The sequence below is a fragment of the Microbacterium sp. LEMMJ01 genome, from assembly GCF_002114135.1.
Lineage (GTDB): Bacteria > Actinomycetota > Actinomycetes > Actinomycetales > Microbacteriaceae > Microbacterium.
The window spans coordinates 198,611-220,669 of sequence record NZ_NCTV01000036.1 but is presented as its reverse complement, the minus strand read 5'-3'; the positions used below and the strand labels follow the sequence as shown (position 1 = coordinate 220,669).

Below are 22,059 nucleotides of genomic sequence, written 5' to 3'. Positions count from 1 at the left end.
ACCGCGGTCATTCGTCGGTGCGTGCTCCGAAGACGATCTCGTCCCACGACGGCATGGCGTTGCGGCGCCGCCGACGGCCGCCGCTGTCGCCGGCGTCGTTCGAGGACGGCTGACGAGGCGTGGGCTCCGGGGCCGCGGGCTCGTCGTCCGGCTCCTCCAATGCGGCGAAGAGGGCGATCGGATCGGTGTCGTCCTGAACGTCCTCGATCTCGTGCTCGATCGGCGCCGCCTCGCGCTGGCCGCGGCGACGGCGCAGGGCCTCGAGGAGATCGGCGGTCTCGGGGCTCGTCGAGGCGGCGTCGGGGGCGCGGTTGATCGCGGCGTCCTGGACCGCCGGCGCCGAGCGCTCGGGCTGCGCCGGCTCCTCTGCCTCGGCCGCGGGAGCCGGGACGAGGCGCGGTCCGAAGGCGCCGGAGTCGAAGCGGCTGTCGTCTTTGTAGGGCGAGGCGGCGCGGTCGGCCTCCACGGCTCGCAGACGCGGGATCAGGCCCTCCGGCAGGGACCCCTGTCGCGAGAGCTGCGTGGCGTCGGCGTTCAGCGGCGAGAGGGCGCTCCGCCGAGGGTCGAAGCTCCAACGCGCGTCGTGCTCGACGTCGTTGGCGGAGAACTCCAGCTTGATGATCCAGCCGGACTCCTCCTTCCAACTCGCCCAGCGCTCGGACGACGCGCCCACCTCGGCCAGCTTGGCGCGCACCGCGGCGCCGAACGTCGGCTGCGCGTCGGGCTCGACCTCGCTGCCGATGAGGACGGGGACGGCGAGCGCCTGGCCGATGATGTGCTCCCGCTCGGCGAGGACAGGACCCTCGAAGCGTGCGACGTCGTCGACGCTGATCCCGAGGAGCTCCGCGACCTCTGCGGCGGTGAGACCGGCGCGGATCTGGGCCTGGATGTCCCGCGGACTCGCGGCGAGCTTCTGCGCCGCCGGCTCGGCCTGGCGGGTCGCGCGGCGGATCTCCCGCTGCAGCACGGCGTCGATGGGCAGCGCGAACCGCTCGCCCGCCTCGGTCGCGAGGACGAGCACTCCTGCTTCTGTGCCGACGATAGTGACGTTTTCCATGCGAATGCCCCTCTGATGGGTGTGCGTTCATGGTGTCACGGGAGACGCGTCGGGAGAGGGAATACGGCGGGCGTGCCGTGAGTTTGCCCTGTCGCATGGGAGGGCATTTGCGAAACGCCCGCCGGTCATGCAAACTATGGCCGCCGATTACCCGACGGCGCACCCGCCCACTCGCACCATGAAAGTGGAGATTCACCGCATGGCAACCGATTACGACGCTCCCCGAAAGAGTGAAGACGACTCCGAGTCGATCGAAGCCCTCAAGGAGCGTGTGCCGGACAAGCTGTCCGGCACGACCGGAGACGAGGACTCCGACAACCCGTCGAACTTCGATCTCCCGGGCGCGGACCTCTCCGATCTCGAGCTGGATGTCGTCGTGCTGCCCGCGCAGCAGGACGAGTTCACCTGCATGAGCTGCTTCCTCGTGAAGCACCGCTCGCAGCTCGACCACGAGGGACCCGATGGCCCCATCTGCAAGGAGTGCGCTGCCTGAGCAGCCCTCTGCGCGACGCCTCACGCGCCCCCGACCATCCGGTCAGGGGCGCGCTGTCGTTTCTCCGGGGGCGGTCAGCCCCGCGCCGCGCGGATGGCCGCGGCGAGCCGATCGGGCGTCCTGGTCGAGATCGTCCACGCGATGACGGGGTCTGCCTCGTCGATGTTCGGCACCACGACGACACCGTCGATGCCGCCGCGGATGAGGTGCCACCCGCGAGCCGGGAGCTCCGGTCCTCGTGCGGCCCGTGCCTCGTCGCCGGTCAGCGCCACCGGCTCGCCGAGGTGGCGCGCGTCGATGTGGGCGGGTCCGGCGCGGAGCACGCCGTCCTGCACCGAGACGACCGGAGCCAGGGCGATGGCCGCCACCACGAGCAGCGCGGACACCGCTCCGCCGAGCAGCAGCGCGAAGGTCGAGCCGACCGGCACGAAGATCAGGGACACCATCGGTCCCGCCAGGGCGATCGTGACCAGCAGCCACAGGCTGGGGGCCAGGCGTTCGTGGTAGCGGGGACGTGCGTCCGTTGCGGGGTTCTGCATTAGCCTCATGGGGTGACCGATTCCGTTGATGTCCCCATTATCGCCGCAGCGGTCCCCGGCTATGCGCATCCGGGTGACGCCGGAGCCGATCTCGTCGCCGCCGAGGCCGTGCGGCTGGAGCCGGGGGAGCGCGCTCTCGTCCCCACCGGCGTGCGCATCGCGCTGCCGGACGGCTATGCGGCCTTCGTGGTGCCCCGCAGCGGACTCGCGGCGAGACACGGTATCTCGATCGTGAACTCTCCCGGCACCGTCGACGCCGGCTACCGGGGCGAGATCAAGGTCAGTCTGATCAACACGGACATCCACAGCGCGTACGATGTCGCCGTCGGCGATCGCATCGCACAGCTCATCGTGATGCCCGTCACCCGTGCCCGGTTCCTCCCGGTCGACGAGCTGCCGGACAGCGTCCGCGGCGCCGGCGGATTCGGCTCGACCGGCTACCAGGCACAGACCCCCGAGAACGAAGCAGGACAGGCGAAATGACCGACAGCAACGAGACTCCTTCCAAGTCGGCGCCGGAGAACCGCGCCACCGAGGGCCCGTTCGACGACTCCGAGGCGAACCCCGTCCGCCCGTACATCGACCTCGGCGGGATCAAGATCCTGCCGCGCGAGGGACTGAACCTGCGGCTCGAGGTGGAGGAGCAGAGCAAGCGCATCGTGGCGGTCGGGCTCGACTACGCCGAGTCGTCGCTCCAGGTGCAGCCGTTCGCGGCTCCGCGCAGCGGCGGTCTGTGGGACGAGACGCGCGTCCAGCTGCGCGACCAGGTCAAGGCGCAGGGCGGTCGCGTCGAGGAGCGGGAGGGGCCGCTCGGCAAGGAGCTGCTCGCGGAGGTGCCCGCGACCGCCAGTGAAGGCTCCGGCCTGCGCCTCGCGCGCTTCATCGGCATCGACGGGCCCCGCTGGTTCCTGCGCGGTGTGATCGGCGGCGCGGCGGCGTCCGATCCGGAGGCGGCCGCGAAGGTCGAGGACCTCTTCCGCTCGATCGTCGTCGTCCGCGGGGGAGCGCCCATGCCGCCGCGCGACCTCATCCCGCTGAAGATGCCGGCGACGCCGGGTTCCGCGTGACCACGCCGGACGCCGAGGAGCCGCGCACACAGAGCGCGTCGGAGATCCTCGGAGCAGCACTCGGCGGCGCCGCGCGCAAGGCCGGGCTCGACCCGTCCGAGAGCGCGAGCACGCACAAGGTCGTCTGGTCGGCCATGGGCGGCTGGCGCGGGATCCTCGAGTCGGTGCTCCCGAGCCTCGCGTTCGTGATCCTGTTCACCCTTCGGCCTGAGCCCTTGCTGCTGCCCCTCGGAGTGTCCGTCGGTCTGGCCGCCGTGTTCACCGTCGTCCGGCTGGTGCAGAAGTCTCCGCCGTCGGCCGCCCTCGGCGGACTGATCGCGGCCGTGGCCGCCGCCGGTCTGGCCCTGTGGACGGGCCGCGGCGAGGACAACTTCGTCCCCGGCCTCATCACGAACGCGGTCTACGGGTCGGCGATCCTCGTCTCGGCGCTCATCGGCTGGTCCGTCATCGGTCTCGCGGTCGGCTTCCTCATGGGGGAGGGAACCGCCTGGCGTGCGGACCGTCGCAAGCGGCGGGCCTTCTTCTGGTTGGGCATCGCCTGGGCCGCGCTGTTCTTCGCCCGACTGATCGTGCAGTTCCCGCTGTACCTGGCCGGCGACGTCACCGCTCTCGGGACCCTCAAGCTCGTGATGGGACTGCCGTTGTTCGCGCCCCTGATCGCGGTGACCTGGCTGGTCGTCCGTGCGCTCTATCCCCGCGCGTCGTCGCACGACGACCCCGCGGCGGCGTGATAGATTTATCTCGACATCAAGATAAATCACGGGCTTTCGCCGGTGACCAGCGCGGAGCAGACTGGTTAGGTCCCCCTTGCTAGCCGCGCGGCCGCACCGGCGAGCAAGATGGAGGCGCCTGTCGCTCCCATCCGAATAGAAGGAGACGGATTCGTGTCCACGGTGAACAGCTTCGGTGCCAAGAGCACCCTGACGGTCGGCAGCACCGACTACGAGATCTTCCGCATCGACACGGTGCCCGGTTTCGACAAGCTCCCCTTCAGCCTCAAGGTCCTCCTGGAGAACCTGCTTCGCACCGAGGACGGCGCGAACGTCACGAAGGCGCAGATCGAGGCGCTCGGGTCGTGGGACGCCAACGCGGAGCCCAACACGGAGATCCAGTTCACGCCGGCGCGCGTGGTCATGCAGGACTTCACCGGCGTGCCCTGCATCGTCGACCTCGCCACGATGCGTGAGGCCGTCACGGCGCTCGGCGGCGACCCGAACAAGATCAACCCGCTCTCGCCGGCCGAGATGGTCATCGACCACTCCGTCATCGCCGACCTCTTCGGCACCGAGAACGCCCTCGAGCGCAACGTCGAGATCGAGTACGAGCGCAACGGCGAGCGGTACCAGTTCCTCCGCTGGGGCCAGACCGCGTTCCAGGACTTCAAGGTCGTGCCCCCCGGCACCGGCATCGTCCACCAGGTGAACATCGAGCACCTGGCGAAGGTCATCTACGACCGCACCAACGGCGGCGTCCTCCAGGCCTACCCCGACACCTGTGTCGGCACCGACTCGCACACCACGATGGTCAACGGACTGGGCGTGCTCGGCTGGGGCGTCGGCGGCATCGAGGCCGAGGCCGCGATGCTCGGCCAGCCCGTGTCGATGCTCATCCCGCGCGTCGTCGGCTTCAAGCTCTCGGGTGAGATCCCCGCCGGCGTGACCGCGACCGACGTGGTGCTGACCATCACCGACATGCTGCGCAAGCACGGCGTCGTCGGCAAGTTCGTTGAGTTCTACGGCGAGGGCGTCGCCTCGGTGCCGCTGGCCAACCGCGCGACGATCGGCAACATGTCGCCCGAGTTCGGCTCGACCGCCGCGATCTTCCCGATCGACGACGTCACCCTCGACTACCTGCGCCTCACCGGCCGCAGCGAGGAGGCCGTCGCGCTCGTCGAGGCCTACGCCAAGGAGCAGAAGCTCTGGCACGACGCCTCCCACGAGCCGGTCTTCAGCGAGTACATGGAGCTCGACCTCGGCACGGTCGTCCCGTCCATCGCCGGCCCGAAGCGCCCGCAGGACCGCATCCTCCTCTCCGAGGCGAAGACGCAGTTCGAGCAGGACATCCTGAACTACGCCACGGCGTCGACCAGCGACGACATCGTCGACCTCGAGTCCAAGCACTCCTTCCCGGCGTCCGACCCCGGTCAGGTCCCCGGCGAGGAGGAGCCGACCACGCGTCCCGTGCACATCAGCAGCGGCGCGCCGGCGAACGTGTCGAACCCGGTCCCGGTCACGACTCCCGAGGGCGAGAAGTACATCCTCGACAACGGCGCCGTCACCCTGGCGGCCATCACGTCGTGCACCAACACGTCCAACCCGTCGGTGATGATCGCCGCCGGCCTCCTCGCCCGCAAGGCGCGGGAGAAGGGCCTCAAGCAGAAGCCGTGGGTGAAGACCACGCTCGGCCCCGGCTCGAAGGTCGTCACCGACTACTACGAGAAGTCGGGTCTGGACAAGGACCTCGAGGGCCTCGGCTTCTACACGGTCGGCTACGGCTGCACCATCTGCATCGGAAACTCCGGGCCGCTCATCGAAGAGGTCTCCGAGGCGATCAACTCGCACGACCTCGCGGTCACGGCCGTCCTCTCGGGCAACCGCAACTTCGAGGGCCGCATCAGCCCGGACGTGAAGATGAACTACCTGGCCAGCCCGCCGCTGGTCATCGCGTACGCCCTCGCCGGCTCGATGCACTTCGACTTCGAGACCGACGCGCTCGGCAAGGACGCGGACGGCAACGACGTGTTCCTCAAGGACATCTGGCCGTCGCCGGACGAGGTCCAGGAGATCGTCGACTCGTCGATCTCGCGCGACCAGTTCATCAAGCAGTACGCCACCGTGTTCGACGGTGACGAGCGCTGGCGCAACCTGCCCACGCCGGACGACGACACGTTCCAGTGGGACGAGAAGTCGACGTACGTGCGCAAGGCCCCGTACTTCGACGGCATGACGATGGAGCTCACCCCGGTGAAGGACATCGAAGGTGCGCGCGTCATGGCGACGCTCGGCGACTCGGTCACCACCGACCACATCTCGCCGGCCGGCAACATCAAGCCGGGTACCCCCGCGGCCCAGTACCTCACGGAGCACGGCGTCGACCGCAAGGACTTCAACTCCTTCGGCTCGCGCCGCGGCAACCACGAGGTCATGATCCGCGGTACCTTCGCGAACATCCGCCTGAAGAACCTCATGGTCTCGGCCGTGAACGACGGGCAGGTCGTCGAGGGCGGCTACACCCGCGACTTCACGCAGCCGGGCGGCCCGCAGTCGTACATCTACGACGCGTGCATGAACTACGCCGAGCAGGGCACCCCGCTCGTCGTCTTCGGCGGCAAGGAGTACGGCTCCGGCTCGTCCCGCGACTGGGCGGCCAAGGGCACGAGCCTCCTGGGCGTCAAGGCCGTGATCACGGAGAGCTTCGAGCGCATCCACCGCTCCAACCTCATCGGCATGGGCGTCGTCCCCCTGCAGTTCCCCGCCGGCGAGAGCTGGGAGTCGCTGGGTCTCGACGGCACCGAGATCGTCTCGATCACGGGACTCGAGGAGCTCAACAACGGCGTCACCCCGAAGACGGTCAAGGTCACCGCCACCCCGAGCGAGCACTCGCCCGAGGGCAAGCAGACCGTCGAGTTCGACGCGGTCGTCCGCATCGACACCCCCGGTGAGGCGGACTACTACCGCAACGGCGGCATCCTGCAGTACGTGCTGCGCTCGCTCGTCTGAGCCGCGACGACGAAGGGGCTCGTGTCCACGGACACGGGCCCCTTCGGCGTGTCAAGGGTCTCCCGCCCTCGGGGGATTCCCGGCTCCGAGCGGTAGGATCGGGAAGACGTCCGCACCCGTTCGGACGCTCTGCCGAGGCCTGTGAGGAGGCGCAGATGCCCATTCTTCCGAGCATCTCTGGACCGCGCGATCTTGATCGGCTCTCGCCGGAGCAACTGGAAGAACTCGCTGCGGAGATCCGGGCTTTCCTCGTCGAGAACGTCTCGCAGACGGGTGGGCACCTCGGTCCCAACCTCGGTGTCGTGGAGCTCACGATCGCTCTGCACCGTGTGTTCTCCTCGCCGGACGACCCCTTCATCTTCGACACCGGCCACCAGTCCTATGTCCACAAGATCCTCACCGGCCGCCAGGACTTCTCGAAGCTGCGCGTCCGGGAGGGGCTCGCGGGCTACCCACAGCGTGCGGAGAGCCCGCACGACGTCGTCGAGTCCTCTCACGCCTCCAGCTCGCTGAGCTGGGCCGACGGCGTGTCCCGAGCGCTCACCGCCACCGGCCGCGCGGACCGACACGTCGTCGCGGTCGTCGGCGACGGCGCGCTGACCGGCGGCATGACGTGGGAGGCGCTGAACAACATCTCCGACGACAACGACCGCAACCTCGTGATCGTCGTCAACGACAACGGCCGCTCCTACGCGCCGACCATCGGCGGCATGTCCCGCTTCCTGAACCGGGTCCGCACTGCGGCGGCGTACAAGGACCTCCACCACAAGTCCGATCGCCTCTTCCGCGCGTTCGGGCCGGTGGGTCGAGCGGTGTTCCGCGGAGTGCGCGGCGGCACCCACGGATTCCTCTCGCGGTTCACCAACAACGAGGCCCTGTACTCCAACCTCGACATCAAGTACCTCGGTCCCGTCGACGGCCACGATCTTCCGGCGCTGCTGGAGACCCTGGAGCTGGCGAAGTCCTACGGCGCACCCGTCATCGTGCACGCGATCACCGAGAAGGGCCGCGGGTATCAGCCGGCCCGCGACGATGAGGCTGACCAGTTCCACGCGGTCGGCAAGATCGACCCGACGACGGGGGAGACGCTGTCCTCGGGCGGCCGCGGGTGGACCGACGTCTTCTCCGACGCCCTCGTGAAGGTCGGGGAACGCCGCTCGGACGTGATCGCCATCACCGCGGCGATGCTCCGCCCCACCGGCCTCGCCCCCTTCGCGGAGCGCTTCCCCGACCGTGTCTACGACGTCGGCATCGCCGAGCAGCACGCGGTGGCCTCGGCCGCCGGACTCGCGTACGGCGGCCTGCACCCCGTCGTCGCCGTGTACGCCACGTTCATGGGACGGGCGTTCGACCAGGTGCTCATGGACGTCGCGCTGCACCGCGCGGGCGTGACCTTCGTGCTCGATCGGGCCGGCGTCACGGGTCCCGACGGCCCGAGCCACCACGGCATGTGGGATCTGGCCATGCTGCAGATCGTCCCGCACATCCGCATCGCGGCGCCCCGTGACGGTGCGCGTCTGACCGAGGCGCTGGACGAAGCGGTCGCCGTCGAGGACGCTCCGACCGTCATCCGCTTCCCGAAGGGCGACGTCTCGGCCGATCTGCCGGCGCTCGAGCGCCTCTCGGACGGCGTGGACGTGCTGGCGCGCGGCGAGGGCGAAGACGTCCTCATCGTCGCCATCGGCCCGTTCGCCGCGCTGGCTCTCGACGTGGCCGACCGGCTGCGCGCCCAGGGCATCGGCGCCACCGTGATCGACCCGCGGTGGGCGATCCCGGTGCAGCCCTCGGTGGTCGAGCTGGCGGCGCGGCATCGCCTGGTGATCACGCTCGAGGATGGCATCCGCGTGGGTGGCATCGGCACCCGCGTGCGGCAGGTGCTCCGCGAGGCGGGGACCGACACGGCGGTGGACGAGCTGGGCCTTCCCGACGAGTTCATCGACCACGCGTCGCGCGATCAGATCCTCGCCGACGCCGGTCTCACCGCCTCGAAGATCGCCCAGGACGTCGTGGCGCAGGTGCTGGGCACCCGCATCCCGAAGGCCCGCCACGCCGGTGAGACCGGCGCGATCGAGCTCCCGCTCCACGAGCGTCACTGACGGAGGATCCCCCGGCGTCCGCTGCCCGTCAGGGCAGGTCGGCGAGTGTCTCGGCGACGATCCGCTCCACCGCCGGAAGGGCTCGGGCGCGGTCGTCGGAGACGAGCCCGATCCGCGTGCGGCGGTCGAGCACATCGGCTGCGGTCATCGCGCCTTGCGTACGCACAGCGTGCTCGACGGCGGCGCGGGAGAGTGCGCCGCCCTCGACGACATCGCCCGGTGCGGGATCGTCGATCAGGCGCAGGGTCGCGGTGCCACTGGGGCCGGCGCGGAGGCCGTACTGCCGCACCGCCAGGTCCACGGCGTCCTCGGCCATCCGCCGGTAGGTCGTCAGCTTGCCGCCGAGCACGGAGATCACCCCCGAGGCGGAGGCGCGCACGAGATGCCGACGGGAGACGTCCGCGGTCTCGGCCGCTCCGGTGTCGACGAGCGGGCGGAGGCCGGCGAAGGCTCCGCGGACGCGGTCCCGCGCCACCGGCACCGCGAGCAGGCGGTTCAGTGTCTCCAGGAGGAAGCCGATCTCGGCCTCGGTGGGCTCGGCGACGGAGGGGATGGGACCCGGCGCGTCGACATCGGTGAGACCGACGATGACACGCCCGGCGCGCTGTGGCAGGGCGAACACGTAGCGGCTGATGGAACCTTCCAGCGGGATGGTCAGCGCCGCGGCCGGATCGCCGAGATCCGCGGCGTCCAGGACGATGTGGGTGCCGCGGCTCGGGCGCAGGGTGAGGCCGTCGTCGAGGGTCGCCGCCCAAACCCCGGTGGCGTTGATGACGGTCCGCGCCCGGATATCGATGCGTTCGCCGGTGAGCGTGTCCGTCGCTGCAGCGCCGTCCGCGTGCAGCCGCTCGGCGCGGACCCTGGTGAGGATCCGCGCGCCGAGACCGGCCGCCGTACGCGCGACGGCGACGACGAGGGCGGCGTCATCGGATAGCTGGCCGTCGTACGTGACCATGCCGCCGCGCAGTCCGCGGGGGTTCAGGGCGGGGAACAGGCGCAGTGCCCTCGCGGTCCCGACGGGATGCGGCCCGGGGAGGGTCTTCGCGCTCGTGCGCGCCTGCAGCCGGAGGAGGTCGCCCATCGCCATCCCCGCCGCCCCGGCCCCCCGCTGGCGGCCGCTCACGCCGGGGGCGAACGGGAGCAGCTGTCCGAGCGGACGAATGAGGTGGGGCGCGATCACCGACATCAGGAGATGCCGCTCCCGCGCACTCTCGCGCGCCGTCGCCACGTCGCCCGTCGCGAGGTACCGCAGGCCGCCGTGGACGAGCTTCGAGCTGAACCGGCTCGTCCCGAAGGCGAGGTCCTCCGCCTCGATCAGGGTCACCCGGAGACCGCGCGACGCGGCGTCCAGGGCCACGCCCGCCCCGGTGATCCCGCCGCCGACCACGAGGACGTCGCAGGTGCCGTCCGCCGCGGCGGCGAGATCGCTTCGGCGGCGGGCCGCGTGGAGGGCGGTCGGGGCGGAGGTCATGGCCGGAGGTGGCCGTCCAGCGCGGCGCGGAGCTCGCGTTCCCAGGCCTTCTCGTCGATGAGGTCGGCCACCGTGCCGTGCGACAGCACGGCGGACTGGGCGATCAGGAGCAGCATGACGGCGATCTCGCCGGGATCACCCGCGCGTACCGAGCCCTGGGCCTGCGCCGCCGCGATCGCGTCGGCGAGCCACTGGAGGATGAGTCGCTGGCTGGACCCCACCCGGTGCAGGGTGTAGCGCGTGAACGCCTCGGGTTCCTCGTCGAGGAGGTGGCCGTACACGGGGTCGGCCCGGAACAGGGAGGTGAACCGCAGCACGTCCGCAACGAGCGCGTCTCGGGAGCCGGTCGTCGCGGGGAACCGGCTGAGGAGGTCGGCGACCCGCCGGAGGAGCGCGGATCGGACGACGTCATCGGCATCCCGCCACGTCCGGTAGATGGTGGGCCGGCTGAGACCGGAACGACGCGCGAGGGCGGCGATCGTCACCCCGTGGACACCGGCGCGGACGAGCAGCTCGTCGGCGGCGTCGAGCGCCCGGCGCTGCGTGGCGTCCCAGGTCGGCGCGAGGATCTCCGAGCGCACGGCGAGCGGTTGACGTTCTTCCATGATGTGTCACACTGTAACCCATGGAGCAGGCGAACGGCAGAGGGGCCGACAGGCCCGAGATGCGCTGGAACGGCTGGGGCGATCCGGACCGGGCGAAAGACCTTCCGCTCGCAGTGCGCGGCCTGCTGCCCCTGCTGCTGGGCCGCGTTCCCCGTCCGCCCCGTCCGCCGGCGCTGGATGACGTGCGGGTGCGGCCCTCGCGACTGACCGCGGAGGATCGCGACGCGCTGGCGGCGGTGGTCGGCCCCGATGCGGTGGACGTCACGACGTCAGTGCGCCTCCGGCACGCCGGAGGACGCTCCACACCCGACCTTCTGCGACGACGGCATCCCGAGCAGGATGCGCCCGACGCCGTGGTGTTCCCTGCGGACCACGACGCCGTGCGCGCCTGCCTCGCTCTGGCGGGGGAGCGCGGGATCGCCGTCATCCCGTTCGGCGGAGGAACGAGCGTGGTCGGTGCGCTGGATCCGGAGACCGGCCGGCATCGTGCCGTCGTCAGCCTGGACCTGCGTCGACTCTCCGGGCTGCTCCACCTCGACCCGCTCAGTGGTCAGGCGACTCTCGCGGCGGGCACGACGGGACCGGAGGCCGAAGCGCTGCTCGGCGTCCACGGGTTCGAGCTCGGGCACTTCCCGCAGAGCTTCCGCTACGCCACGATCGGCGGTTTCGCCGCCGCCCGATCCTCCGGACAGAACTCCGCGGGCAACGGGCGTTTCGACGCGATGGTGACGGGGATCCGGGTCGCGACGCCCACGGGGGACCTCGACCTCGGCCGCGCACCGGGATCGGCCGCCGGTCCCGACCTCGTCCGCCTCTTCCTGGGCTCCGAGGGGATCTTCGGCGTGATCACCGAGGTCCGGGTCCGGGTGCATCCGGTGCCGACGGTCCGGATCTTCGAGTCGTGGACCTTCCCGGACTTCGACCGCGGCGCCGATGCGCTGCGGCGGGTGGTGCAGCAGGGTGCGGGTCCCACGGTCATCCGGCTCTCCGACGAAGCGGAGACCGCGGTGAGCCTCGCCCAGGTCGGCCGGATCGGGAAGGCCCTCGCCAAGGGAGCCGGCGTCGTGACGGTGTTCGAGGGCGAGGACGCCGCCGGCCGCCGGGACCGGACCGCCGCGATCCTCGCTGCGGCAGGCGGCCGCAGTGCCGGCACCGGCGACGCGGAGGATTGGGCGGCGGGACGATTCGACGGTCCGTACCTGCGCGACGCTCTGCTCGACGCCGGGGTGTTCTGCGAGACGCTGGAGACCGCGACGACCTGGTCGAACCTGCGCACTCTGAAGGAAGCGGTCGAGGCGGCCCTGCGGGACGGCTTCGACGCGGCGGATGCCCGCTCATACATCATGTGCCATGTCTCCCACGTGTATCCGACGGGCGCCTCCCTCTACTTCACGGTCCTCGCCGGCCTGCGACGGGACCCCCTCGGCGCGTGGGCGCTCGTGAAAGGGAAAGTGAACGACGCGATCCTCGCGAACGGCGGGACCATCAGCCACCATCACGCCGTGGGTCGCGATCACGCCCCGTGGCTCGCGGAGGAGATCGGGGACACCGGCATGCGGATCCTCACTGCCGTGAAGCGGGAGCTCGATCCCCGCGGCATCATGAACCCGGGCGCCGTCCTCGCCGATGTCCCGATCGGGACGACCGTCTGAGATGGGGCACATCGCGGTGCTGTCGAACCCGCTGTCCGGCAAGGGCCGCGGGCAGCGGGTCGCGGACGACGCGCTCGCTCACCTCCGACGGCGCGGGGCGGACGTGCGCGTGTACGCCGGGCGTTCGGCTGCCGACACGAGGCGGCTGGCCGCGGTGGCCCTGGACGCGGGACCGGACGGACTCGTCGTCGTGGGCGGCGACGGCACCCTCTCGGGCATCCTCGAGGTCGTGTGTGCGGCGGGTGTCCCGGTGACGGTGGTTCCCGCCGGGACCGGAAACGACCTGGCGCGCGCGCTCGGGCTGCCGCGTGCGGACGTGTCGGAGGCCGTGGAACTCGCGCTGACCGGCGTGCCCCGTGCCATCGACATCGGCGAGGTGCGGACCGCGACGGGCACCTCGCTGTTCCTCACCGTGGCGGCGCTGGGCTTCGATGCCCGGGTGAGCGATCGCACCAACCGCCTCCGCTGGCCCTCCGGCGCGTTGCGGTACTACCTCGCGCTGCTGGTCGAGCTCGTCCGGCTGCGTCCGTTCGACTTCACGATCCGCGTCGATGACGGCCCTGAGACGGCGGCACCCGGCACGCTCGTCGCGGTCGGGAACACCGCGAGCTACGGCGGGGGTATGCCGGTGTGCATCGGCGCCGCCCCGGACGACGGCGTCCTCGACATCGTCGCCGTGGGTCCCCTCGGCCGCCTCCGCCTGGTGCGACTGTTCCCGCTCCTCCTGCGCGGGACGCACCTGGCGCGCCGGGAGGTGCGGCACGTCCGGGCCCGCACGGTCACCGTCGCCGCCCCGGGTCTCGTGGCCTACGCGGACGGCGAGCGTGTCGGCGAGGAGACCTGCACGATCTCGATCCGCGCGGGCGCGCTGACCGTCATGACCCGGGTGGAGCGGAGGGACGCGCATGTTCGATGAGGACGTCGTCATCGTCGGTTCGGGCTTCGGCGGCTCCGTCGCGGCCCTCCGGCTCACAGAGAAGGGCTACCGCGTCCGCGTGTTCGAGGCCGGGCGGCGATTCGCCGACGAGGACTTCGCGAAGACCAGCTGGGACGTGCGTCGCTACCTCTGGGTCCCGGCGCTCGGGTGCTTCGGGGTGCAGCGCATCCATCGGCTTCCGCACGTCATGATCCTCGCCGGTGCGGGAGTGGGCGGGGGGTCGCTCAACTACGCCAACACGCTGTACGAACCGGGCGCGGCGTTCTTCGCCGACCCGCAGTGGGCATCGATCCGGGACTGGCGCACCGCGCTCGCCCCGCACTATGCCACAGCCCGGCGCATGCTCGGCGTGGTGGACCGCTATCCGCACGACGGACCGGTCGAGCGGATCATGGCCGGAGCCGCCGAGGACCTCGGGGTGGGCTCGACGTTCCGCCGCGCACCCGTCGGCGTGTGGTTCGGGGAACCGGGGAAGCGTGTCGCTGATCCGTTCTTCGGCGGGGAGGGCCCCGAGCGCACAGGCTGCACGCTCTGTGGGAACTGCATGGTCGGCTGCCGCGTCGGCGCGAAGAACACCCTCGTGAAGAACTACCTCGCCCTGGCCGAGCGCCGCGGGGCGGTCATCGAGCCGCTGCGCACCGTCACCGAGGTGCGCGAGCTGCCGGACGGCGGCTTCTCGGTCACGTCACGACGCAGTGGTGCCTGGTTCCGGCGGCGTGAGCAGACCGTCATCGCGCGAGAGGTCGTGCTGGCGGCGGGGACCTGGGGCACCCAGCAGCTCCTCCATCGGATGAAGGCGTCGGGCGCGCTTCCGCGGATCTCCGACGCGGTGGGCCGGCTCACCCGGACGAACTCGGAGGCCTTGGACGGTGCCGTCGCCGTCCGGGTGCCGGAGCGGGTGGAGCTGGCGCGGGGCGTGGCGATCACCACCTCATTCCACGTGGACGACCGCACCCATGTCGAGAACGTCCGCTACGGTCCGGGATCCAACCTCATGGGCGCTCTCGCCACCGTGCTGGTCCCCGGCGACCGCGCCTTGCCGGGGCGCCTCGCCGCACTCGCGGGGCAGGTGCTGCGCCGACCCGTGCAGGCCCTCCGCCTCGCCTCCCTCCGGCGCTGGAGCGAACGGGGGATCATCGCGCTCGTCATGCAGACGGCCGACAACTCGCTCACCCTGTCCCTGCGGCGTCGCCTCGGGCGGACGCGGCTCACGAGTGCCCAGGGGCATGGCGCGCCGAACCCCAGCCACCTGCCCGAGGCGCACCGCGCCGCCCGAGCCATCGCCGCGCGTCTGCAGCGCGAGGGCGGGGTGCCCACGGCGGCGCGCGGCTCCTGGCCCGAGGTCTTCGGGATCCCGCTCACCGCGCACTTCCTCGGGGGAGCGGTGATCTCCGGTGCGCCGGAGGAGGGTGTCGTGGACGAGTATCAGCGCGTCTGGGGGCACCCCGGGCTGCACGTCGTCGACGGCGCTGCTGTGCCGGCGAATCCGGGAGTGAACCCGTCCCTGACCATCACCGCCCTCGCGGAGCACGCGCTGTCGCACTGGCCGCGCCGCGGCGAGCCGGATACCCGTCCGGCGCCGCGGACGACGCAGGGGGCCGCGCCCACGGCGCGACCCCCTGCGGAGAGCTGATCAGCGGTTCTGGATACCGCGGATCTGCGGGGTGTGGAAGGAGCCGCCGAATGCGCGCTCGGAGGCCCCCTCGCGGTCGAGGTACGGCGACGCCCCACCATCGATGAACGGCCAGCCGGCGCCGAGGATGAGGCACAGGTCGATGTCCTCGACCTCCGGCACCACGCCCTCGTCGAGCATCAGCTTGATCTCGGTCGCGAGTCCATCCTGCACGCGCTGCAGGATCGTGGCCGCCGACGCCGGGCTCTTGCCGACGGCGGGCGCCAGGACCTTCTCGGCCTGCTTCGTCCAGCCGACCACACGGCCGCCCTTGTCCTTCTCGACGACCTGGTCGAGCTCGGCCAGGGCATGGAAGTTCTCGTTGGCGTAGAACCGGTCGGGGAACGCGCGCACCATGGTGTCCTGCACGTGCGCGGCGACCTTCCAGCCGACGAGGTCGATGAGCTGGAAGGGGCCCATCGGCAGGCCGAGCGGCGCGAACGCCTTCTCGACGTCGGCGATCGGGGTGCCCTCGTAGACGGCGCGCGCCGCCTCGCCCATGACCTTCGCGAGCAGACGGTTCACCACGAAGCCCGGGGCATCGGCGGTGAGCACCGCGTTCTTGCCGAGGTTCTTGGCGACGACGAACGCCGTCGACAAGGCGGTGTCGGCGGTCGTCGGCGTCTTCACGATCTCGATCAGCGGCATGACCGCGACCGGGTTGAAGAAGTGGAAGCCGACGAGCCGCTCCGGGTGGGCGAGCTCCGCGCCGATCTCCTCGACCGAGAGCGACGAGGTGTTCGTGGCGAGCACCGCGTCCTCCGCGATGATCTTCTCGATCTCGCCGAAGACCTGCTGCTTGACGCCGACCTCTTCGAAGACCGCCTCGATGACGAAGTCGCAGTCCGCGTAGAGGCTCTTGTCGGTCGTGCCGGTGACGAGACCGCGCAGCTTGTTCGCGGTGTCCGCGTCCACGCGGCCCTTGGCCTCCAGCTTGCCAATCTCCTCGTGGATGTAGGCGACGCCCTTGTCGACGCGCGCCTGGTCGAGGTCGGTGATCAGCACGGGCACCTGGAGCTTGCGCACGAACAGCAGCGCGAACTGGCTGGCCATGAGACCCGCACCGATGATGCCGACCTTGGTGACCTTCTTCGCGAGCTCCTTGTCAGGGGCGCCGACCGGACGCTTCGCGCGCTTCTGCACGAGGTCGAAGGCGTACATCGACGCGGCGAACTGATCGCCGGTCACCAGTTCCGCCAGGGCCTCGTCCTCCCGGGCGAAGCCTTCCGCCTTGGTGCCGCTCTTCGCCTTGTCGAGCAGCTCGAGAGCCGCGTACGGCGACTTCGGCACGGTGCCGATCTTCGACTCCAGCATGCCCCGCGCCATCTTGATGGCGATCGGCCACTTGGTGAGGCGCTCGATCTTGCCCGGCTCGTTCTTGCGCACGACCTTCGTGCCGCCGAGGACCGCGTCCGCCCAGGCGAGCGAGTTCTCGAGGTAGTTCGCCGCGGGGAAGATGGCGTCGAAGATGCCCAGGTCGAAGGCGTGCTGCGGCTTCAGCATGCGGTTCTGCTTGAGCGGGTTGGAGATGACCACCTCGAGGGCGTTCTCGATGCCGATGAGGTTCGGCAGGAGGTAGGCGCCGCCCCACCCGGGGATGATGCCGAGGAAGACCTCGGGCAGTGCCACGGCCGCGGCCGAGGCGTCGACCGTCCGGTACGTGGAGTTCAGGGCGATCTCCAGCCCGCCGCCGAGCGCCAGGCCGTTCACGAACGCGAACGACGGCACGCCGAGCTCGCTCAGCTTCCCGAGCACCTTGTGGCCGAGCTGGGCGATCAGCCGCGCGTTGTCACGCGAACCGACCTTGCTGATGTCCGAGAGGTCGGCGCCGGCGGCCATGATGTACTGCTTGCCGGTGATGCCGACCGCCTGGATCTCGCCGGCCGCCGCGCGGGCCCTGAGGCCGTCCAGCGTCGCGCCGAGTTCGGTGAGGGTGGCCGGACCCAGGGTGTTCGGACGGGTGTGGTCACGACCGTTGTCCAGCGTGATCAGGGCGAGGACCTTGCCCGACGCGAGGCGGATGTCGCGCACGGGGGAGTGCGTGACGACCTCTCCCTCGGTGAGCGCCTGGATGGGCGAGAAGTCGACGTCGTCGTAGCTCACTTCTTCTTCTTTCCGTCGTAGTGCGGGTTCTCCCAGATGACCGAGCCGCCCTGGCCGAGACCGACGCACATCGCCGTCAGGCCGTAGCGCACGTCGGGGCGCTCCGCGAACTGCGCCGCGAGCTGGATCATGAGCCGGACGCCGGAAGCGGCCAGCGGGTGGCCGACCGCGATCGCGCCGCCCCACGGATTCACCCGGGGGTCGTCGTCGTCGATGCCGAAGTGATCGAGGAGGGAGATGACCTGGATGGCGAACGCCTCGTTGAGCTCGAACAGACCGATGTCGGAGATGTCGAGGCCGGCCTTCTTGAGCGCCTTCTCGGTCGACGGGATCGGGCCGATGCCCATGATCTCCGGCTGCACGCCGGCGAAGGCGAACGAGACCATCCGCATCTTCGGCGCGAGGCCGAGCTCCTTGACGGCGCTGCCGCCGGCGAGCAGCGACATCGTCGCGCCGTCGGTGAGCGGCGAAGACGTTCCGGCGGTGACGCGGCCGTGCGGACGGAACGGCGTCTTGAGGCCGGCGAGGTCCTCCATCGTGGTCTGCGGACGGCGGCCCTCGTCCTCGGTGGCCAGGCCCCAGGCGCCGTCGGCGCCCTTGATCGCGACCGGCACGAGATCCGGCTGGATCTTGCCGGCGTCATAGGCGGCCTGCACCTTCTGCTGGCTGCGCATGCCGTAGCGGTCGGAGCGCTCCTTGGTGAGGTGCGGGAAGCGGTCGAAGATGCGCTCCGCGGTGACGCCCATGTTGAGGGCTCCGGGGTCGACCATCTTCTCCGCCACGAAACGCGGGTTGGGGTCGGCGTTCGCGCCGATCGGGTGGTGCCCCATGTGCTCGACACCGCCCGCCAGGGCGAGGTCGTACATGCCCACGCCGATCGAGGCGCCCATGGTCGTCACGCTCGTCATCGCGCCGGCGCACATGCGCTCCACCGCGAGTCCGGGGACGGTCTGGGGGAGTCCGGCGAGGATCGCCACCGACCGCCCGAGGGTGAGCCCCTGGTCGCCGGTCTGGCTCGTCGCGGCGATGGCGACATCGTCGATGCGGTCCGCCGGTACGGCCGCGTTGCGCTCCATCAGGCCGATGGTCGCCTTCACGGCGAGGTCATCCGCGCGGGTGTTCCAGTACATGCCCTTTTCGCCGGCGCGCCCGAAGGGGGTGCGCACTCCATCGACGAAGAAGACGTCCGAGATCTCGGCCACTCTGCCTCCAAGTTAGTGCGGTGGCCTCAGTCTATGAACGGCCGGAAACCGGGAGGAATCGGTTGGATCGAACCTACGAAGCGGTCGCGGACGTGGTGTCCGGCGATTGCGCCGCCTCTACAAAGGCGTCGGCGATCTTCTGTGCAGTCTGTTCAACCTGCCAGGGGCGGGCTCCGAGCGCGGAGAGCGCGGCGCCGACCTCTTCCGCCGTCGTCCCAGGGCCGTCCCAGGCGACCCGGCGCAGGTACTCGGGCGTGAGGAGGTTCTCGGTGGGCATGCCCAGCTCCTCCGCGACGGCCTCGACGGCGGGACGGGCGGCCTTCAGACGGGCGTCCGCCTCCGGGTTGCGGTCGCCCCAGGCGCGGGGCGGCGGGAGCGCGTCGCTGGGCACACGCTCGCGCGGCAGCGTCTCGGCGGCACGGCCGTCGACGATCGCCTGCCACCACCGGTCGAGCTGGGTGCGGCTCGCGCGACCCTGGAACTCCTTGACCCCCGCGAGAGCCTGCTTGGAGGCGGGGTTGGCGAGGACCGCGGCGACGAGGGAGCGGTCGGGAACGAGGCGCCCGGGCGAGATGTCCTGCTGCTGCGCGTACATCTCGCGCGCCTCCCATAGGGCGCGGGCGACGGCGAGGTTGCGGGCGCCGCGCACCTGGTGGAGCCCGCTCAGCCGCCGCCAGGGGTCTTCGCGCGGGGCCTTCGGCGCGCGCGCCAGGGTGGCGGCGAACTCCTGCGCGGCGAACGCGGTCTTGCCCTGTTCCTCGAGCTCGGCGACGAGGGCGTCGCGGACGTCGACGAGGTGCAGCACGTCGAGCGCGGCATAGTCCAGCCAGGAGTCGGGCAGCGGACGGGTCGACCAGTCGGCCGCCGAGTGCTCCTTCTTCAGGGTGATGCCGAGCGTGTCCTCGACGACGGCGGCCAGACCCACCCGGTCGTGACCGAGCAGGCGGGACGCGAGCTCGGTGTCGAAGATCTCCTTCGGCTCCAGGTGCAGCTCGCGCAGCGACGGGAGGTCCTGGCTGGCCGCGTGGAGCACCCACTCGACGTCGCCGATGGCCTCCTGCAGGGGAGCGAAGTCGCCGATCGCGGGCGGGTCGAACAGGAACACCCCGGCCTCGCGCCGGAAGACCTGGACCAGATAGGCCCGCTGCGAGTAGCGGAAGCCGGACGCCCGCTCCACATCGACGGCGACCGGCCCGGTGCCTGCGGCGAGCGCAGCGCAGGCGGCACGGAACTCCTCAGTTTCGGAGATCACGGAGTATTCAGTCACGTACAGCCTTTCGCGCGCCGATCACGGCGATGCCCTCGGAACCCGGCGGAAGCCCCGCCAGCATTCCGACCAGCTCGGCCCATGCTTCGACGTGCGGTCGGAACGGGCCCTCCGGAGTCCAGGACGCCCGCAATTCTATCTGTGCGCCGTCGCCCTCGTCGGCGAGGCCCCCGAATCCCTTCGACAGCGTCTTCGTCGACGTGCCGGACGGGGAGTGGTAGATCGCGTCCCGGGAATCCAGCGCGTCCACGAGCCATGACCAGGTGACGTCGGCGAGCAGGGGGTCGGTGCCGATCTCGGTCTCGAGCGGCGCCTGGGCGAAGATCACGATGCGCCAGGCGCCGCCCCAGGCATCCGGCTCGTCCGGATCGTGCAGCAGGATGAACCGTCCGGTCCCGTACACGGAGTCGCCGTCCTCGCCCGGGCGGACGTCGGCGGACAGGGCGATCGCGAAGGGGGCCAGATTCTGGGGCGTGGGGATCTCACGGACCGCGATGTCGTCGCGGAACGCGGTCGCGCGCAGTTCGGCGACGGCGGCGTCGAAGGGCGTCCCGGCCTCGGGGTGTGCGGTCACGGCAACAGGCTAGAGTCGGAAGGCGATGAAGAGTCTCAGGCACGCCGTTGCGATCGTTGTCCCCGCGCTCCTCGCTGTGGGCGCCGCCGTCGGGGTCCTCGTGATCGTGGTGGCGCGCCGGGTCGTCACCCCGTTGCGAAGCCGCATCCAGGACACCGAGATCCTCGCGATCGACACCGGCGCTCAGACGATCGAGCTCCGCCGCACGCTCGACACCGAGCTCCCGGGACGATACGGCCTGTTCACGACGGGCACCTACGGCTACGTCAAGCTCGGTGCCGTCCTCAGCGCCGACGGCACGACGGTGCGGCGCAAGCTCCTCACGAAGATCGAACCCGGCGCCAGGGTGGACCGAGGTGCGTCCTTCAGCGGCAGCTACTACACGTCGCCGAGCGAGCTGCACCTGCGCTGGGAGAACGTGCTCATCGGCTCTCCGGCCGGACCGTGCCCCGCATGGTTCTTCCCCGGGGACTCCTCGACCTGGGTCATCCAGGTGCACGGTCGGGGCACGACCAGGGCCGAATGCCTCCGTGCCGTGCCGGTGATGCACGCGGCGGGGCTGCCCACTCTCGTCGTGTCCTACCGCAACGACGGCGAGGCCCCGCGCACCAGAGCGGGCGCCTATGCCCTCGGGGCGTCGGAGTGGCGCGACGTGGACGCCGGGATCGCCTACGCGCTGCGTCACGGCGCCGAGCGGGTCGTGCTGATGGGCTGGTCCATGGGCGGGGCGGTGTCCCTGCAGGCTGCGGTCAACTCCGGCCATCGCGATCGCATCGCGGGCATCATCCTCGAGTCGCCGGTCGTGGACTGGCGCACCGTGCTGCGCTTCCAGGCGCGGGTCGCCCGAGTGCGCGAGCCCCTGCCCGCCCTCGCCATGGGGGCGCTGCAGCTGCCGCTCACGGCGAAGCTCAGCGGTGCGGACGAACCCATCCTGTTCGACCGCCTGGACATGGTCGCCCGTGCCGACGAACTGCACGCGCCGATCCTCATCCTGCACAGCGACGACGACGGCTTCGTTCCCGCGGACGCCTCGCACGCCCTGCAGGAGGCGCGGCCGGCCCTCGTCACCATGCCGCGCTTCACGGTCGCGAGGCACACCAAGCTCTGGAACTACGACGAGAAGGGCTGGACCACCGCGATCACGGAGTGGCTCGCGGCGCAGGGGCTCAGCGCTTCTGCCTGACCTGGTTCTTGGCGCGCATCAGCATGCCGGTCATGCCGCCGATCCGCAGCGGTGACACGGCCTTGGTGAGCCCGATCGACTGCGGGTAGTCCTCGGGAATCGCCAGCACCTCGTCCGCCGTCAGCCCGGTGAGCCCCTGCACGAGGATGCTCGCGAAGCCCCGGGTCGTCGGCGCCTCTTCCGGAGCCGTGGCGTGCATGGTCACGACGTCGTCGTGGACTTCGACGTAGATGTAGACCGGCGACTGGCACTCCGCGACGCGCTCGCACATCTCCGGATGCGCCGCCACCTCGTCGGAGACGGCGGGCAGCTCGTCCGCGTACTCCAGGAGCAGCAGCAGGCGGTCCGATTCCGGGGTCTCCAGGAATCCGTCGCGGATCTCGGCGAGGGTCTCGGGCAGGGCGGAGGCGTTCATCCCCGCC

Annotated in this window: 19 protein-coding genes; 10 read left to right on the top strand and 9 right to left on the bottom strand. The window is 70.9% G+C overall.

The genetic code is table 11. The features are described 5' to 3' along the window. Window positions 1-7: 7 nt before the first annotated feature. On the bottom strand, window positions 8-1,057 hold the full coding sequence (gene sepH / locus B7W94_RS16015) for a septation protein SepH (protein ID WP_025103573.1): 1,050 nt from the start codon (window positions 1,055-1,057) through the stop codon (window positions 8-10). A gap of 199 nt (window positions 1,058-1,256) precedes the next feature. Between sepH and B7W94_RS16010 the strand changes: the two genes are divergently transcribed. Further along, window positions 1,257-1,550, top strand: coding sequence for a DUF4193 domain-containing protein (locus B7W94_RS16010; protein WP_025103572.1), 294 nt, complete (start codon window positions 1,257-1,259; stop codon window positions 1,548-1,550). Window positions 1,551-1,624: 74 nt separating this feature from the next. On the opposite strand, the gene B7W94_RS16005 is transcribed toward B7W94_RS16010, so the two are convergent. Next, entirely contained in the window at window positions 1,625-2,089 is a 465-nt protein-coding gene (locus tag B7W94_RS16005) for a DUF3093 domain-containing protein (protein ID WP_085607625.1), read from the bottom strand. 12 nt (window positions 2,090-2,101) lie between these two features. Here B7W94_RS16005 and dut point away from each other — a divergent pair, with 12 nt between their 5' ends. The 5 genes from dut (at window position 2,102) to dxs (ending at window position 8,971) form a co-directional block, all read left to right on the top strand. Next, window positions 2,102-2,572 carry a dUTP diphosphatase gene (gene dut / locus B7W94_RS16000; RefSeq protein ID WP_085607623.1) on the top strand — a complete coding sequence of 157 codons (471 nt, stop codon included), beginning with the start codon at window positions 2,102-2,104 and terminating at the stop codon, window positions 2,570-2,572. Further along, entirely contained in the window at window positions 2,569-3,156 is a 588-nt protein-coding gene (locus B7W94_RS15995; protein WP_025103569.1) for a DUF3710 domain-containing protein, read from the top strand. The genes dut and B7W94_RS15995 overlap by 4 nt, the downstream gene beginning before the upstream one ends. Then, window positions 3,153-3,887 carry a DUF3159 domain-containing protein gene (locus B7W94_RS15990; RefSeq protein ID WP_025103568.1) on the top strand — a complete coding sequence of 245 codons (735 nt, stop codon included), beginning with the start codon at window positions 3,153-3,155 and terminating at the stop codon, window positions 3,885-3,887. The genes B7W94_RS15995 and B7W94_RS15990 overlap by 4 nt, the downstream gene beginning before the upstream one ends. A 108-nt stretch (window positions 3,888-3,995) precedes the next feature. Next, the gene (locus B7W94_RS15985) at window positions 3,996-6,875 is read left to right on the top strand and encodes an aconitate hydratase (RefSeq protein ID WP_172400140.1); all 2,880 of its coding nucleotides are present in this window, start codon (window positions 3,996-3,998) and stop codon (window positions 6,873-6,875) included. A 155-nt stretch (window positions 6,876-7,030) separates the two neighbouring features. Further along, window positions 7,031-8,971: a 1-deoxy-D-xylulose-5-phosphate synthase gene (gene dxs, locus B7W94_RS15980; RefSeq protein ID WP_085607620.1), complete on the top strand. Its 1,941-nt coding sequence runs from the start codon at window positions 7,031-7,033 to the stop codon at window positions 8,969-8,971. Window positions 8,972-8,999: 28 nt separating this feature from the next. Here the strand turns inward: dxs and B7W94_RS15975 are convergent, their stop codons facing one another. Then, window positions 9,000-10,442 carry a glycerol-3-phosphate dehydrogenase/oxidase gene (locus B7W94_RS15975; protein WP_085607618.1) on the bottom strand — a complete coding sequence of 481 codons (1,443 nt, stop codon included), beginning with the start codon at window positions 10,440-10,442 and terminating at the stop codon, window positions 9,000-9,002. After that, complete coding sequence (locus B7W94_RS15970) at window positions 10,439-11,047, bottom strand: TetR/AcrR family transcriptional regulator (RefSeq protein WP_085607616.1); 609 nt, start codon at window positions 11,045-11,047, stop codon at window positions 10,439-10,441. Before B7W94_RS15970 ends, B7W94_RS15975 begins: the two co-directional genes overlap by 4 nt. A gap of 20 nt (window positions 11,048-11,067) precedes the next feature. Between B7W94_RS15970 and B7W94_RS15965 the strand changes: the two genes are divergently transcribed. From B7W94_RS15965 to B7W94_RS15955, 3 genes are read left to right on the top strand one after another with little or no spacing between them, the layout of a single operon-like run. Further along, window positions 11,068-12,699, top strand: coding sequence for an FAD-binding oxidoreductase (locus B7W94_RS15965; protein WP_253247456.1), 1,632 nt, complete (start codon window positions 11,068-11,070; stop codon window positions 12,697-12,699). A 1-nt stretch (window position 12,700) separates the two neighbouring features. Continuing rightward, a complete protein-coding gene (locus B7W94_RS15960) occupies window positions 12,701-13,615 on the top strand; it encodes a YegS/Rv2252/BmrU family lipid kinase (RefSeq protein ID WP_025103562.1) in 915 nt (304 codons plus the stop codon). Next, window positions 13,605-15,269, top strand: a complete 1,665-nt coding sequence (locus tag B7W94_RS15955) for a GMC oxidoreductase (RefSeq protein WP_085607614.1) — start codon at window positions 13,605-13,607, stop codon at window positions 15,267-15,269. The genes B7W94_RS15960 and B7W94_RS15955 overlap by 11 nt, the downstream gene beginning before the upstream one ends. Here the strand turns inward: B7W94_RS15955 and B7W94_RS15950 are convergent, their stop codons facing one another. From B7W94_RS15950 to B7W94_RS15935, 4 genes are all read right to left on the bottom strand, one after another. After that, window positions 15,270-17,411 carry a 3-hydroxyacyl-CoA dehydrogenase NAD-binding domain-containing protein gene (locus tag B7W94_RS15950; RefSeq protein ID WP_085607612.1) on the bottom strand — a complete coding sequence of 714 codons (2,142 nt, stop codon included), beginning with the start codon at window positions 17,409-17,411 and terminating at the stop codon, window positions 15,270-15,272. Next, window positions 17,408-18,613, bottom strand: coding sequence for a thiolase family protein (locus B7W94_RS15945; RefSeq protein ID WP_071328680.1), 1,206 nt, complete (start codon window positions 18,611-18,613; stop codon window positions 17,408-17,410). Before B7W94_RS15945 ends, B7W94_RS15950 begins: the two co-directional genes overlap by 4 nt. Window positions 18,614-18,686: 73 nt before the next feature. Beyond that, on the bottom strand, window positions 18,687-19,880 hold the full coding sequence (locus B7W94_RS15940; RefSeq protein WP_085607610.1) for a ribonuclease D: 1,194 nt from the start codon (window positions 19,878-19,880) through the stop codon (window positions 18,687-18,689). Next, entirely contained in the window at window positions 19,873-20,454 is a 582-nt protein-coding gene (locus tag B7W94_RS15935; protein ID WP_025103557.1) for a DUF3000 domain-containing protein, read from the bottom strand. Before B7W94_RS15935 ends, B7W94_RS15940 begins: the two co-directional genes overlap by 8 nt. 25 nt (window positions 20,455-20,479) lie before the next feature. Here B7W94_RS15935 and B7W94_RS15930 point away from each other — a divergent pair, with 25 nt between their 5' ends. Continuing rightward, window positions 20,480-21,637 carry an alpha/beta hydrolase family protein gene (locus B7W94_RS15930; protein ID WP_085607608.1) on the top strand — a complete coding sequence of 386 codons (1,158 nt, stop codon included), beginning with the start codon at window positions 20,480-20,482 and terminating at the stop codon, window positions 21,635-21,637. On the opposite strand, the gene B7W94_RS15925 is transcribed toward B7W94_RS15930, so the two are convergent. Continuing rightward, entirely contained in the window at window positions 21,621-22,052 is a 432-nt protein-coding gene (locus tag B7W94_RS15925) for a SufE family protein (protein ID WP_025103555.1), read from the bottom strand. The genes B7W94_RS15930 and B7W94_RS15925 overlap by 17 nt on opposite strands. Window positions 22,053-22,059 lie beyond the last annotated feature (7 nt).